Raw genomic sequence first — 13913 nt, 5'->3', positions numbered from 1 at the left:
CATGGGCGCGCGCGAGCGGCATCAGGCGCGACCGTACAGTGTGACGACGCAGGCGCCGCCCAGGCCAAGGTTATGCTGCAGGGCGAGATTCACCCCTTCGACCTGACGCTTGTCGGCGGTGCCACGCAGCTGATGGGTCAGTTCATAGCACTGCGCAAGACCCGTAGCACCCAGCGGATGGCCCTTGGAAAGCAAACCACCGGACGGGTTGGTCACCACCCGACCGCCGTAGGTGTTGTCGCCGTCGAGCACGAACTTCTCGGCGCCACCAACCGGGCACAGCCCCAGGGATTCATAGGTCAGCAATTCATTCTGGGCGAAGCAATCATGCATCTCGGCGACCAGGATATCCTGCGGGCCGACGCCGGCCCTCTCGTACACCTCTCTGGCGGCGCGCTGGGTCATGTCGAAACCGACCGTCTGGATCATCGACGCCGGCTCGAAGGAAATCCCGCGGTCAGTGGTCATCGACTGCGCCAGGATCACCACATCGGTGCGCAAGCCGTGCTTTTTGGCAAACGCTTCGCTGCAAATGATCGCGGCAGCCGCGCCGCAGGTCGGCGGGCACGCCATCAGGCGCGTCATCACGCCAGGCCAGAGCACCTGATCGTTCATCACGTCCTCGGTGGTGACGATTTTTCGGAACAGCGCCAGCGGGTTGTTGGCGGCGTGACGGCTGGCCTTGGCGCGGATCGCGGCGAAGGTGCTGAGCTCGGTGCCGTAGCGTTGCATGTGTTCACGACCGGCGCCGCCGAACTGGCGAAGGGTCATCGGTACGCCGATCGCGCCGGCGTCGGCGGTCAGCTCGTCCGATACACCGAGGTGCTTGCCCATGCAGGCCGGGCGGTCGGTAAACACCGCCCCCAGGGCTCCCGGCTGCATCTGCTCGAAGCCCAGGGCCAGGGCGCATTCGACCGCCCCGCTTTCCACTGCCTGGCGAGCCAGGTACAGGGCCGTGGAGCCGGTGGAACAGTTGTTGTTGACGTTCACCACCGGCACGCCAGTCATGCCCACTTCGTAGAGCGCCGATTGACCGCAGGTCGAGTCGCCATAAACATATCCGACATAAGCCTGCTGAACCAGATGGTAGTCCAGGCCTGCGTCCTTCAAGGCCTGGCGAGTCGCGTCAGCGCCCATCTGGATATACGACCCACTGGCACCGGGCTTCAGGAACGGGATCATGCCAACCCCGGCAACATACGGTTTGTGCGACATCATATTCTCCATAAAAATTAGGCCCCGCTTCGGCGTCTCGCTCTACTGCTCGACAACCCGAACAATCCGAGCTGCCATCGTTGCGAAGTGGTCGCAGGCTGTACCCGCTCCCTGCGGGGGGTATATGGGTGGCCCCCCCACCCTCGCCCGGCCTCCATTAATTTTGTCGTTGCACAAACGCGCGGCAATCGGCCTAATCCTGCAAAACATAACAACGCAGTGGGGCCTTTTCCCCAAGGCCCTTCAAATCCGTTGCAGACTGGATTAGCCATGCCTCCGAATACCTCGCCGATCACCACCCGTTTCTCGCCGCCACGCATCAGCAGCCACGCGGTGCTGCGGGAAGTGCTGCTGGCCCGCCTGCAGGCGGCTCGGGATTGCCGGCTGATCCTGATCAACGGCAGCGCGGGTTTCGGCAAGACCACATTGATGGCGCAGTGGCGCCAGAGCCTGATCAAGGACGGCAACAGCGTTGTATGGTTGTCGCTGGCGCAGGAGGATGGTGTGCTGGAGTCTTTCTGCGCCAACCTCATCTGCACCCTTCAAAACGCCGGCGTCCCCCTCGAGGATGACCTGCTGCTATTGATCGAGCGCGAGTCACTGGACGGCTTGCTCGCCCTGGCTTCAGTGATGATCAACACATTGGCGCGGGTCAGCACCCCGCTGTATTTGATGATCGATGACTTCCATTTCGCCACCGATCCACGTATTTCGCGCCTGGTACAGCTGGTGGTGGATGGCGCCCCGACACAGCTTCACATCGTGCTGGCCTCACGGGTGAATGCCAATCTGAAACTCGGGCGGCTGCGTGCCATGGCCGAGCTCTGCGAGATCAACGCCACCGAGCTCGGTTTCGATTTCAATGAATCCCTGGCCTTCCTCAAGGCCTATCTGGACGACGGCATCGATATGGAGCTGGCGCACGCCATCCACGACAATACGGACGGCTGGCCCATCGGCCTGCAATTGATGTCCATCTCCCTCAAGGCCAACCCGCGCAAGGAAGCGAAGATCCATCGACTGCTCCCGGGCAACAGCGACCTGCGCGACTATCTGGCTGAAGACGTGGTGGACGGATTGCCGGCAGAGATCATCGGCTTTCTCGAAAAAATCTCGATTCTGCGCCGCTTCAATGCGCAGTTGGCGGAGCACGTCAGCCAGACACCGCAAGCCGTCGACCTCATCGCCAGCATCGAGGCCCACAACCTGTTCATCCTGCCGGTCGACATGGAAAGCCACCAACAGTGGTACCGACTGCACCCGCTGTTCGCCGAGTTCCTGCAACAACGCCTGGCCGCTTCGGACGTCGACGTGTCCCGGCTGCACCTGCGCGCCGCGCAGTGGTTCGAACAAGCCGGGATGGTGAGCGAGGCGACCCGCCACGCAGTGCTCAGCGAAAACCTCGAGGACTTGGTACGGCTGTTGGAGCGTAAACAGCCGTCTTATCACAGCCTGAGTCATCTTGGCCAGTTCATGCGCTGGCTCGACTGCGTCCCCCTGGAACAGCTGACCCAGCACCCTAAAGTGCTCTTGCAAGGCGCCTGGGGCTGCTTGTTGACGATGCTGACCGGCAAGGCGGAAACCTGGATCGACGTACTCGAAAAAAGCACAGCGACCAAGGCCACCTGGGGGCCACAGATCGATCTAGTCAGGGCGGCGATCGCCCTGCAACACGATGACCTGGCACGCTGCAACCAGCTTGTTCAGGGCTTGCCCGAGCGAACCTTTACCCATCCATTCAATGAGCGAATGCGCGTCTGCCTGTACATCAACTGCCTGGTCTACCTCGGCCAGCAACAGCAGGCCTGGCAGTACCTCAACAGCCCCGAATGCGAAACGCTTCGCACCAGCCATGATGAACTGGCGCTGATGATCATCGCCACCACGGCCCATGGCATTCTATTGCGCGGGAATGTCCTCGAGGCCTCGCGGCATCTCATCGATGTCCTGCTCTTGGCCGAGAGCAATCACGGTCGTCGCTCGGTCAGCGCCTGCACTTGCGCAGTGGCGGTCGCCGAAGCGCATTACGAAATGGACCGCATCGACGACGTGCGCGAAGCCTTGAGCAACCGCCTCGATCTTTTGCGCTTCGCCCCGCCGTCGGTGAGCATCTCGGCGATGATCAGCGTCGCCCGCGTGAACTACCTGCAGGAATCGTCAGCCAGCGCGCTGACGTATCTGGCCAAGATGGCGATGGAATTTCGCGCCAGAGGTTTCGACCGTGCGCTGGCCCACAACTTGACCGAGCAAGTACGCATTCTGCTGGGCAATGGCGACTGGCGGCAGTGTGAAAGCCAGAGAGCCGGCCTTGATGCGCTAACCCACCGTCATTGCGGCGACACCCCGGTCGCGCATGAAATCAGTGCCCTTGCGGCCTTGTCGCGGGCACGCATTTGCCTGGCCAGGCAAGAGCCGGACCGCGCGCTCCTGGCGCTGGACATCGTCGAACAATTCGCCAGCCGCTACAGTCGAGGCAAATGGCGAGTCCAGTCGAATCTATTGCGTGCCGTGGCGCTGAATGATCTGGGACACCAGGCGGAATCCGCCGTGGTTTTGCGTGCAGTCGTCGGGGAAAGCTATGGGCTGGGCCTGGTGCGCACCCTGCTGGACGAAGGCCCTTCCCTGCTGGCCCTGCTGGCCAACCTGGATTGCCGGGACGATCCGGTACTGGACAGCTACCGAATTCGATTGGCAGCCGCCCCGTTGAACTGCGCCAGCACTGGCCCGGCATCGTCACGCGCTGCGAAGGATTCGGCGGCTGGAGAGTCTTCGCTGTTTACCAAGCGAGAACTGGAAATCATCAGCCTGCTGGAGCAGTCGATGCCCAACAAGCGCATCGCCCAGACCCTGAATCTGAGTCAGGAAACCATCAAGTGGAACTTCAAGAACATCTACACCAAGCTGGGTGTGTCGTCCCGCTATGAGGCACTGACTGCGTTACGACAAAGGGCCGAGCAATAAGGGATCTTTGTGGGAGCGAGCCTGCTCGCGAAGAACGTCTGGAAAACGCGATCATTCAGGCGGTACGCGTTATCGTTAACGTCCATCGCGAGCAAGCTCGCTCCTACAGGGGATCGCTCGATACAACAGGAGGGATCAGCGAATGCCTGCGTTGCGCAAGGCCGCCGGAGTGAATTCAGCCAGGTTCGGCTTCACGCCGTACTCGATCCCTTCCTTGTATTCATTACCCAGCCCCATGGCCAGGTAGCGTCCGGCGATCAGGTCATACAGCACCTGGCCGGCGTAGGTCCCGACGCCTTGTTCATAGTCGTTCATGGCCATGCCTTCAGCGACACGCCACAACTGCCCACGACCGTCGTAATGGTCGACCTCGGCCAGTTGCCAGGTGTCTTCGTCGAAGTACATATGGCGCTTGGCGTAGATGTGACGCTCACCCGGTTTCAGGGTGCCTTCCACTTCCCACACACGGTGCAGTTCGTAGCGGGTCAGGTCCTGATTGATGTGCCCGGCCTTGAGAATGTCGGCGTATTTCAGCGAGGGCGAAGCCAGGCGATAGTTGTTGTAAGGAATGTACATTTCCTTTTTGCCGATCAGCTTCCAGTCGTAGCGATCCGGGGCACCATTGAACAGGTCGCCGTTGTCCGAAGTGCGCATGCCGTCCGACGCGGTCCCCGGCCCATCGTAGGCAATCTGCGGCGCACGCCGCACGCGACGCTGACCGGCGTTGTAGACCCAGGCCAGGCGCGGTTCCTTGACCTGATCGATGGTCTCGTGCAGCAGCACGACGTTACCGGCCAGGCGTGCCGGTGCCGTCACGCGCTGCTTGTAGTAGGCAAAAATGTTGGCAGTACTCTCCTTGTCATCACCGCTCATGTATTGCGGGAACGCCATTTCATCTTCGAACTCGACGATGGTGAACGATCCATCGACCTGCGGCGTGGCCTGGACCATTTGGCGCCGCTGGTTGAGACCCCGATAGCGCGTCAGGTGGTTCCAGAGTACTTCGACACCGTTCTTCGGGATCGGGAAAGCGAAACTGCGAGAATCGCTGAAATGACTCAGGCCATTGCCACCGTCGATTGGCTGAGTGTTCAACGCGCTCTTTTTCGTGGCGTCGTAGATCTCCTGCGGGGCAGCCGCTGTGCGGTGGGTCTTGTACACCGGAATCTTGTAGGTGTTGGGATAGCGCTTGAACATGGCCAACTGACCGGCGCTGAGCTTGTCCTTGTACTGTTCGGCGTTGGCCGGTGTGATCGTGAGGATCGGCTTTTCAGCGCTGAACGGATCGCCCAGGAATCGGTTGCTCACGGGTGCCGCGCCGGGCTTCAAGCCACCTGTCCAGGCCGGAATGTTGCCATCGGCATTGCCTTCCTTCTGCGCGCCGAGCGGGGTCAGGCTGGTACCCAGTTTTGCCGCCTCTTCCTGAGAAACTGCCGCCATCACCTGGCCGGCCAGCAGGGTCAGCGCCAGTGTGCCTATGTGCATCATTGTTGTTGTTTTCATGCTTGGTTTCTCTCGTCTTTCTTCTGTTTAGAAGTTCACGCCAACGCTGAGCGCGACGAAGTCACGGTCACCGTTGGTATTGAAATGGCCACCAAAGAAATCGGTGTAACTGAGGCTCGCGGTGTAGGTGTTTTTGTAATCGGCATCCAGACCGAGGCTGACGGCCTTGAGCCCTTCCTCGAAGTTCGGGCCGTTGCCATCCACGTCATGCGACCAGGCCAGGTTCGGCGCCAGGTTGATGCCGGCGAACACGTTCGGGTAGTCCAGACGGGCGCGGGCGCGGTAGCCCCAGGAGCTGGTGGTGTAGAAGCCTTTGTCGTTGCATTCCTGCTGCGGGTTGTTGGTTGTGCTCAGGCACGCGGCATTGGCTGCCCCAGGCTGAACGCCGACACCGAAAATCCCGCTACGACCAAAGCGCAGATCGGTGCCATCGGCCTCGCCCAGACCATTGATGCGGTTGTAGCCCACCTCACCCACCAGGGTCAGGCGACTGGCCCCCATGACCTGCTCGAAAAACTGGGTGGCGGTCATCTGCGTTTGCAGCACTGGCATACGTTTGTAGCCGTTGATCTCGCCGCCCAGAGCAGTGGTGGCATAGCCAATGCGATTCAACAGCGCCGTCGGGTTACCCGTCGTGGCACCTGCCAGGTCGGTGTTGTTGAGCTGTAGCGGCATGTTCGGCCGGTAACTGATTTCGCCGCCCAGCGAGGTGCCGCCAACGTTGGTCTGGAAACTCAGGCCATACAGGCGGATATCTTCCGGGTAATCGACGAAATAACGCGAAGCGCGAAGCGCCGGGATCGGGTTGGCGGCGTTGAACGCCACGGTCGACCGCAGCGTGCTCAGGTACGGGCTGCGGCTGTGATAGTTCATCGCGTACGCACCAAACTCGGTGTCGTTGAGCTCAGGCACGAACCAGCGCAACGCCAGGCCGTACTGACCGCCGTCACGGGCCTCGTTGTCTTTCACCCGCGGGGTGTAAGCGTCGTCGGTGTTGTTGTTGAACCCAGGCGGGTTGGCCGTGTTGTTGGCCAGCCCCGGCGCCAGATCCAGCCCGGCGCCCACCTGTCGGTCGTTGCAACCTTTGGCCAGAGGGTCGGCACCGAAGAAGGTGCCGCAGTTGTCAACGACGGTACTTTCCCATTCCAGCTGATAAAAAGCCTCGGCACTGAAATTCTCGGTGATGTTTTGCGACATGTAGAACATGTTGACCGGAATCAGGCCTTCCTTGACTTCGGCCCCCGGACGACGCAGGGCGGCCACGTCGATCGGGTTGATCGAGTTGATGCTGTTGCCGATGAAGGTGCTCTCGCCCCAGCTCACCACCTGCTTGCCCAGGCGCACGTTGCCCGGCAGCTCACCGATGTTGTAGCTGTGATAGACAAAGGCATCGAGGAATTCGGCACCGGAAGCCTTGGCCATGTCATTGCGGCCACTGTCGTCGATGTCATAGAACAGCCGGTGTTCATCCTTCAGTTCGAAGTCGTACCAGTACTTGCCACGTACGAAGATGCCGCTATCGCCATACTTCAATTCCAGGTCATGGATACCCTTGAATATCTTCGAGAAGGTTTCGCCCTTCTTGAAGTTCAGGCGGTTGTCGTCAGACAGCCGGGACGACGAATTGCCGCGCGCACCTTGCGAGTTGAACGGGGAAATGAAATCAGGATCGCCGCCGCGCAGCGCCCAACTGGCGCCCATGGAAAGTGATGTATCGAACTGCCCCTTGATTTCCCCGATTTCGAAATTGACGGCATTGGCCTGGGTGCTCATGCCGATGGCAACGGCAGCCGCCAGCAGTTGGGGGCGAAAGCCACCCTGCATTATTTTTTTTGTCATGCGGCACTCCAATTGTGTGAAATGTTTTCTTGTAGTTTTTGTGTTTAGAGCGATTCGATCCTAAGAGCCGGACCGGTCATCACGCCCACCCGCAGGAGGGGGAAAACGGGGGGGATGGATAAATAAGCGATGAGGTGGTGCAGGTGTTCAGAGTTGAGAATATCCAGGCCCACCATCACCCACATGCGCAACATATGCAGCTCTTCAACAATGGCGGGCTGGTGAATGAAATTCTATTGGTGACGACCATGACCATCACCGGGAAGGAGCACCAGTTCGGCAGCCACCAAGCGCGGGACCCGACGAAGTATGAGACGCCGCTTTCAGCGACCTATGGACGGCAGGGGCTGAATGGGAATGAGGGGGTGTTGCTGGATTATATGACGAATATTTTTCGGATCGGTGGGGTGGATCGGTTGGGAGGGCATAACAGGAGTTTGGAGATTAGTTGAACGTGGGGATTATAGTTAAAGCAGCTTCTGAGAGCGGCTTTAACCATAAGGTCAAGGCTATCAACGAGAGTCAGTTGCAATAATTTTTGCATCCTGCAGAGGTTATATGCACTCGTATCGATAATCAGCGACGTCGCCGAGGGATACTTACAGGTTGTGCAGGTTCATGAGCTTTTAAGCCTGCATCTCCAGTCAAAATTTCGACGGTATAGCCTGCCTTGGCGTAGTATTCGGCCACGTCCTTGATGGTGGTATCACCAATTGTTAGTTTTTGCGCAGCAAGCTGTGGCCATGCGTTAGCGAGGGCGAGCAGATTCTCTGGTTGCCAAAGTACCGTTTGTTCTGTGAACGCGACCCATGGCGAAGTGGCATTTGCTGCTTCACGAAGGTAGCCCGCTAAAGCTGTGGCGCACTCGAACCGATCAGTAGGGGCTTGGGCAATGTGATTGCCCGTTTCAATCAATGTTGCTAAGGGTAATACCAATGTGCTCTTTCGCTCGAGTTCCAGCGCAATCAGCTTGCTAATCCGCTCGTGAGTCCAACGATCCGTGACCGGTCCTGCCTCTGCTTTACCAGGAACTTGCAGCCAGCAACAAAGTACTGAGGTGTCAATTATCAAAATGCGTTGACTCATTCGGCAACTCCTTCTGCCACTGCAGTCTGTGCGCTGGTAATACTTTCTTCGATGAGCCCTTGACTGGAAAGGCGCCCAATAGGGCCTTGAGCTAACAATTTCGGTAGCTGAGCGATACTTTCCAACAGCGTCAGTACGCTATGGCCAGTAGACGGATCACGATTGGCTACGGTGATGAAGGGCACCATCTCGTTGCCCATGGCATCCAGCAACGCCGGGTTATGGGTTGTCACCAAAACATCTACACCACGCTGCGTACCTACTGTTTTGAGCATGTCCAGGAGTAGGCGAGCTCGCGATGGGTGTAAGCCATTGTCCACTTCCTCAATCACCAAGAGGCTCGATTGTGGACGTGTTAATAGTGCAGTCAGGATCGCAAGAAATCGCAACGTACCATCGGACATACCACGCGCGTCCACAGTTGGCGTCTCACCCTGGTCTCGCCAAAACTCTTCACAATAGAGCATTGCGTCAGAGTTGAACTTCCCGACGGTTTCCGCATAAACCCTTCGAATATCTCGCTCCGGTAATTTGCTAGCGTAGCGAGTGAGTACAGATTCAATTTCCTTCTGTTTTTCTTCAGGCAGCGCCGCTAGCACCCCAGCGATATTGCGCGCATCAGACTCCAAACGTTCAGAAAGTGATGAGTAACCCCGCATATGCGATGGGATCGGGTCGAGAATAAAAATATCTCGCAGAGCAGAAATGACCAGGCTGACGCCATCTTGGATTTCTTGTCTCAGCTTCTGGCCGACCAACTGAAATAGAACTGAATGTGTGCGACTGAGTTGTCGAGGAGATCCCTGCTTTTCATTATAAAGACGCGCTACGATTGTCGGTGATTCATCAGCGCAAGCATCTGTGCGGAACAACTTGATATTGCCAGAGGGTGATTTTCGTGCACCATCTTTACCCAGTCGATATTTGACCCGAACCAGCTGTTCTGCATGTAGCTCGCAACGATTTTCCCGGATGCTGCCTTCCAATCGATACTCGTAATCCGTGAGGTCATCAGCGCGACAGGTAACAGCCAAAGCGAACTTTGAACCCGGCCGTCTGGCCGCCCACTCTATACCACCACGGAGGGGGATCTGCACCCCATCGCCTTGCAGGGCGGAAGTCAGCATGATCCCAGACGCGGTACGATTCAGGAGCAGGAGCGCATCCAAAGCATTTGACTTACCACTGGCATTGGTACCCACAAGTACAGAAAGCGGATCGATGTAAAGCGTGGCTTTCTCGTAGCTTTTCCAATTTTCGAGCAGCAGCTCAGTGATCATGGGTGCTCCTTGCTGAGGACATTAGACTTAAACGAGACATCATACAGTTACTCCGAGCTCACTGAATGAGGCAGAGGCATCTGTAAGGGTTCATTGCTCATAAGGACTGGATCTATCCGCCCAATCGAGCGAGCAAAGATCAAGCGTCCACCATGCGCCACCATGCGCCACCAGGTGGTCCAGCAAAGCAGGTGCTCCTTCTCGTCGACCACCCGCTCAGCGTTGCGGTCCCGGCCGCTGGTCACCTCAAGATCCAGCCAATGAATTCCGGGAATCAGGGCGACGCAGATCCCGTGGGTGCGGGTGGCGTGCACCGCCAGGAGATTACCGGCCCCCGCCCTGAAGCAGCCGGCTGTATGTCTTGAGGTGATGGTCGTCGTTGCCGAACTGATGGCTGAGCATCAGTAAGTGTTTGGCGTGGTGCGACAGCACGTACTCCCAGGTCAAGCCGATGCCACCGTGCAGCTGAATACCCTGCTCGGCGATGAACCGGGCAGCGCGCACGATCAATACCTTGGCGGCGGCCAGGGTGCGGCTGCGCTCGTCACTGTCTGGCGCATCGGCCGCGCACGCGGCGAGGATGGCCATGGAGGTGGCCTGGTCCAGCTCGATGCGCATGTCCACCATGCGGTGCTGAAGGGCCTGGAACTTGCCGATCGCCTGGCCGAACTGCTGGCGGGTCTTGAGATAGTCCAGCGTCAGGTCGCACACCGCTTCCATGCTGCCCACCGCTTCGGCACACTGCGCGGCCAGCGCGCGGCCTTGTTGATAGCGCAGCGCGGCCAGGGCCTGGCCGGGCTCGCCGAGCACACTGGCGGCACTGACGAAAACGTCGTCCAGGTACAGTTCGCAAGCATTGCGGCCATCCATGGTCGGGTAGGCACGGCGCTTGACTCCCGGCGCACGCGAATCGAGCAGGAACAGGCTGATGCCGGTTTCGTCACGATCGCCGCCAGCAGTACGCGCAGACACGACAATCAACCCGGCGCTGTGCCCCGCGACCACTACCGATTTACGCCCGTTGAGTCGCCAGCCCCCGTCCACGGCTTCGGCGCGAGTACGTACATCGTGCAACTGGTAATGGCTGGTCGGCTCGTCCACGGCCACCGCCAACTGCAATTGCCCGCTGGCAACGGCCGGCAGCAATTCGCTGCGTTGTTCGTCACTGCCTGATTGGGTCAGCAGACCACCGGCGAAGATCACCGAATGCAGGTAGGGTTCCAGACACAGGCCACGCCCCAGCTCGGTCATGATCAGCAGGGTCTCCACGCCGCTGCCACCAAATCCACCCAACTCCTCGGCGAATGGCACGGCGGTCAGGCCCAGTTCGCCCAGCTGCCGCCAAAAGGCAAGGCTGTAGCCCAGCTCGCTCTTGGCGAACTGCTCGCGCGCTTCGAATGCATAATTGTCACGCACCAGGCGAACGGCGGTGTCCTGCAGCATTTGCTGCTCTTCGGAAAGTTTGAAGTCCATGATCGCTATTCCCCTTACAGCTCTAGAATCATCTTGGCGATGATGTTCTTCTGAATTTCGTTGGAACCGCCGTAGACCGAAGTCTTGCGCATATCCAGGTATTGGCTGGCAGGCGTGGTGCTGTAGTCGCGGTACAGATCCGCTTGCTTGCCATAACCCAGCTCTTCTTCGACGAAAGGCATGGCATACGGGCCCAGGACCTTGCTCATCAGGTACGTGATGGCCTGACGGATTTCACTGCCCTTGATCTTCAGGAACGAACTTTCGGTGCCTGGCACCCCGCCGTCGCGGGCAGCGGCGACAATGCGCAGGTTGCTCATTTCGATAGCCATCAGCTGGATCTCCAGCTCGACGATCTGCATGCGCAGCTGGATGTCATCGATCAACGGCAGACCGTCGCGCTGCTCCTGGCTGGCGATGTGCTTGAGCCGCCTCAGCATCTGCTTGGCCTGGCCGATGCCGGCAATACTGGTGCGCTCGTGGGTGAGCAGGTACTTGGCGCAGGTCCAGCCCTTGTTCTCCTCGCCGACCAGGTTTTCCACCGGCACGCGCACGTTGTCGAAGAACACTTCGTTGACTTCATGTTCACCATCGAGGGTGATGATCGGGCGCACGGTAATGCCCGGGGTCTTCATGTCGATCAACAGGAAACTGATGCCCCGCTGTTGTTGCGCTTCGGGGTCGGTGCGCACCAGGCAGAAAATCCAGTCGGCGTAGTGCGCCAGGGTCGTCCAGGTTTTCTGACCGTTGACCACATAGTGGTCGCCATCACGCACGGCGCGGGTCTTTACAGCGGCCAGGTCAGAGCCGGCACCCGGCTCGGAATAGCCCTGACACCACCAGTCTTCACTGCTGAGAATGCGGGGCAAGAAACGCGCTTGCTGTTGCGGCGTACCGAACTTGATGATCACCGGGGCAACCATGTTGACGCCAAACGGCACGACCCACGGCGCGCCGAAAGCGGCACATTCTTCCTCGAAAATGTGTTTCTCCACCGCGCCCCAGCCGGTGCCGCCAAATTCCACGGGCCAACTGGCCGCCAACCATCCGCGCTCGTTGAGCAGGCGCATCCAGGTGACCTGATCCTCTTTGTTGAAACGCTTGCCTTGGCGACCGCGCGCTGCGATATCGGCCGGCAATCTGTCACGCAAAAACGCCCGGACTTCCTCTCGGTAGGCCACTTCGGCAGGGGTGAATTGGATGTCCACTGATGTACTCCTCACATTCGGCTGAAAGTGGGCAAGGACAGCTCGACTGACCCACTGGCGGCCACGTTAGAAGATTGATCAGAGAGACCTCCCCCCCAACGGTAGGGGGGGTTGACAGGCAGTCAGCCATTGCCCTCAAACAATCGCGCCGACGTCGCGCAGTTCGTCGAGCTGCTCAATGCTCAAGCCGAGTTGTTCAAGGATTTCGAGGGTGTTTTCGCCGTTCTTCACCACCCTTCCCGCCTTCACTGGCGTACGACTCAAGCGCGGCGCCGGTGCCGGGTGCAATACGCCGGCGGTTTCCATGAACAGGCCGCGAGCGCGGTTGTGCGGGTGGGTAAAGGCTTCGCTGAAATCGAGCACCGGGGCAAAGCAGGCATCGGTGCCTTCCAGCAGTTGCGTCCAGGCATCGCGGGTGCGAGTCATGAACAGCGTCTCCAGCTTCTGGCGCAGCAGCGGCCAGTCCTGCTTGTGCCATTGCTGCCTGAAGTCCGGATCGTCGATGCCGCACAACTCCAGCAGCAACTGATAGAACTGCGGTTCGATGGCGCCGATGGACACGAATTTGCCGTCGGCGCAGGTGTAGCAACCATAGAACGGCGCACCGCCATCGAGCATGTTGTGCTGGCGCTGGTCGTCCCACTGGCCCTGATGACGCCAGTCGTAATACATGCTGCCGAGCAACGTCGCACCGTCGCAGATGGCGGCGTCCACGACCTGCCCCAGGCCGGACTTCTGCGCCTCGAACAGACCGGCCAGAATGCCTGTAACCAGAAACATCGCCCCACCGCCCATGTCACCCACCAGATGCAACGGTGGAGTCGGTGGCCGATCAGCATGGCCCATGGCGTTGAGTACGCCTGACAGGGCGATGTAATTGAGGTCATGCCCTGCCGCCTGTGCCAGTGGCCCGCTCTGGCCCCAACCGGTCATGCGCCCGTAGACCAACCTCGGATTGCGTTCAAGGCAGACGTCCGGCCCCAGGCCAAGGCGCTCCATGACGCCGGGGCGGAAACCTTCGATCAGCACGTCGGCGCCGTCGATGAGTTGCAACAACACTTCAGTGGCGCCGGGCTTGCGCGGATCGATCGCAATGCTGCGGCGGCCGCGCCCGAGCAGACTGCCATTGGCATTGAGAAAACCGGCCACATGACGGTCAACGCGAATGACCTCCGCGCCCATGTCCGCCAGCATCATGGCGGCAAACGGCGCGGGGCCGATCGCATTCATTTCCACTACTTTCACACCTGCCAAAGGTCCGGGCATCTCAGGGTTCTCTTTTGTTATAGGGAGGGAGTTCGCTGCAACTCAAGACACTAGATTCCTGGCGCCATGGTTGCCCCACACC

The 13913-nt window shown here is 59.3% G+C and carries 10 protein-coding genes; 2 read left to right on the top strand and 8 right to left on the bottom strand.

The features are described from left to right. Nucleotides 1–21: 21 nt before the first annotated feature. Nucleotides 22–1215, bottom strand: a complete 1194-nt coding sequence (locus F8N80_RS20550; protein ID WP_150784583.1) for a lipid-transfer protein — start codon at nucleotides 1213–1215, stop codon at nucleotides 22–24. A 270-nt stretch (nucleotides 1216–1485) separates the two neighbouring features. Here F8N80_RS20550 and F8N80_RS20545 point away from each other — a divergent pair, with 270 nt between their 5' ends. After that, nucleotides 1486–4176, top strand: a complete 2691-nt coding sequence (locus tag F8N80_RS20545) for a LuxR C-terminal-related transcriptional regulator (protein WP_150744721.1) — start codon at nucleotides 1486–1488, stop codon at nucleotides 4174–4176. A 135-nt stretch (nucleotides 4177–4311) separates the two neighbouring features. Here the strand turns inward: F8N80_RS20545 and F8N80_RS20540 are convergent, their stop codons facing one another. After that, nucleotides 4312–5679: a DUF1329 domain-containing protein gene (locus F8N80_RS20540; protein WP_150744722.1), complete on the bottom strand. Its 1368-nt coding sequence runs from the start codon at nucleotides 5677–5679 to the stop codon at nucleotides 4312–4314. A 27-nt stretch (nucleotides 5680–5706) separates the two neighbouring features. Beyond that, a complete protein-coding gene (locus F8N80_RS20535) occupies nucleotides 5707–7518 on the bottom strand; it encodes a DUF1302 domain-containing protein (RefSeq protein WP_150744723.1) in 1812 nt (603 codons plus the stop codon). A gap of 134 nt (nucleotides 7519–7652) precedes the next feature. Here F8N80_RS20535 and F8N80_RS20530 point away from each other — a divergent pair, with 134 nt between their 5' ends. Beyond that, entirely contained in the window at nucleotides 7653–7970 is a 318-nt protein-coding gene (locus F8N80_RS20530) for a phage major tail tube protein (protein ID WP_224790725.1), read from the top strand. 124 nt (nucleotides 7971–8094) lie between these two features. Here the strand turns inward: F8N80_RS20530 and F8N80_RS20525 are convergent, their stop codons facing one another. The 5 genes from F8N80_RS20525 to F8N80_RS20505 all read right to left on the bottom strand — a co-directional run bounded on the left by F8N80_RS20525 (nucleotide 8095) and on the right by F8N80_RS20505 (nucleotide 13831). Next, nucleotides 8095–8604, bottom strand: coding sequence for a hypothetical protein (locus tag F8N80_RS20525; protein WP_150744725.1), 510 nt, complete (start codon nucleotides 8602–8604; stop codon nucleotides 8095–8097). After that, on the bottom strand, nucleotides 8601–9884 hold the full coding sequence (locus F8N80_RS20520) for an AAA family ATPase (RefSeq protein WP_150784582.1): 1284 nt from the start codon (nucleotides 9882–9884) through the stop codon (nucleotides 8601–8603). Before F8N80_RS20520 ends, F8N80_RS20525 begins: the two co-directional genes overlap by 4 nt. A 324-nt stretch (nucleotides 9885–10208) precedes the next feature. Continuing rightward, the gene (locus tag F8N80_RS20515; protein WP_150744726.1) at nucleotides 10209–11357 is read right to left on the bottom strand and encodes an acyl-CoA dehydrogenase family protein; all 1149 of its coding nucleotides are present in this window, start codon (nucleotides 11355–11357) and stop codon (nucleotides 10209–10211) included. Nucleotides 11358–11371: 14 nt separating this feature from the next. Beyond that, nucleotides 11372–12565, bottom strand: a complete 1194-nt coding sequence (locus F8N80_RS20510; RefSeq protein ID WP_150744727.1) for an acyl-CoA dehydrogenase family protein — start codon at nucleotides 12563–12565, stop codon at nucleotides 11372–11374. 135 nt (nucleotides 12566–12700) lie between these two features. After that, nucleotides 12701–13831 (bottom strand): CaiB/BaiF CoA transferase family protein, encoded by a 1131-nt coding sequence (locus F8N80_RS20505; RefSeq protein WP_150744728.1) that lies wholly within the window; start codon nucleotides 13829–13831, stop codon nucleotides 12701–12703. Between the last annotated feature and the right edge of the window lie 82 nt (nucleotides 13832–13913).

This window comes from Pseudomonas fluorescens, assembly GCF_902497995.1.
GTDB lineage: Bacteria > Pseudomonadota > Gammaproteobacteria > Pseudomonadales > Pseudomonadaceae > Aquipseudomonas > Aquipseudomonas fluorescens_BK.
Note: the sequence above shows the minus strand (reverse complement) of the source record. Positions and strands in the feature narration are given on the sequence as shown.

Bases quoted from the DNA above. Each gene is read 5' to 3' on its own strand.
- F8N80_RS20505 (WP_150744728.1), bottom strand. From the start codon at position 13,831: ATGCCCGGACCTTTGGCAGGTGTGAAAGTAGTGGAAATGAATGCGATC.
- F8N80_RS20540 (WP_150744722.1), bottom strand. From the start codon at position 5,679: ATGAAAACAACAACAATGATGCACATAGGCACACTGGCGCTGACCCTG.
- F8N80_RS20515 (WP_150744726.1), bottom strand. From the start codon at position 11,357: ATGGACTTCAAACTTTCCGAAGAGCAGCAAATGCTGCAGGACACCGCC.
- F8N80_RS20520 (WP_150784582.1), bottom strand. From the start codon at position 9,884: ATGATCACTGAGCTGCTGCTCGAAAATTGGAAAAGCTACGAGAAAGCC.
- F8N80_RS20550 (WP_150784583.1), bottom strand. From the start codon at position 1,215: ATGTCGCACAAACCGTATGTTGCCGGGGTTGGCATGATCCCGTTCCTG.
- F8N80_RS20545 (WP_150744721.1), top strand. From the start codon at position 1,486: ATGCCTCCGAATACCTCGCCGATCACCACCCGTTTCTCGCCGCCACGC.
- F8N80_RS20525 (WP_150744725.1), bottom strand. From the start codon at position 8,604: ATGAGTCAACGCATTTTGATAATTGACACCTCAGTACTTTGTTGCTGG.
- F8N80_RS20535 (WP_150744723.1), bottom strand. From the start codon at position 7,518: ATGACAAAAAAAATAATGCAGGGTGGCTTTCGCCCCCAACTGCTGGCG.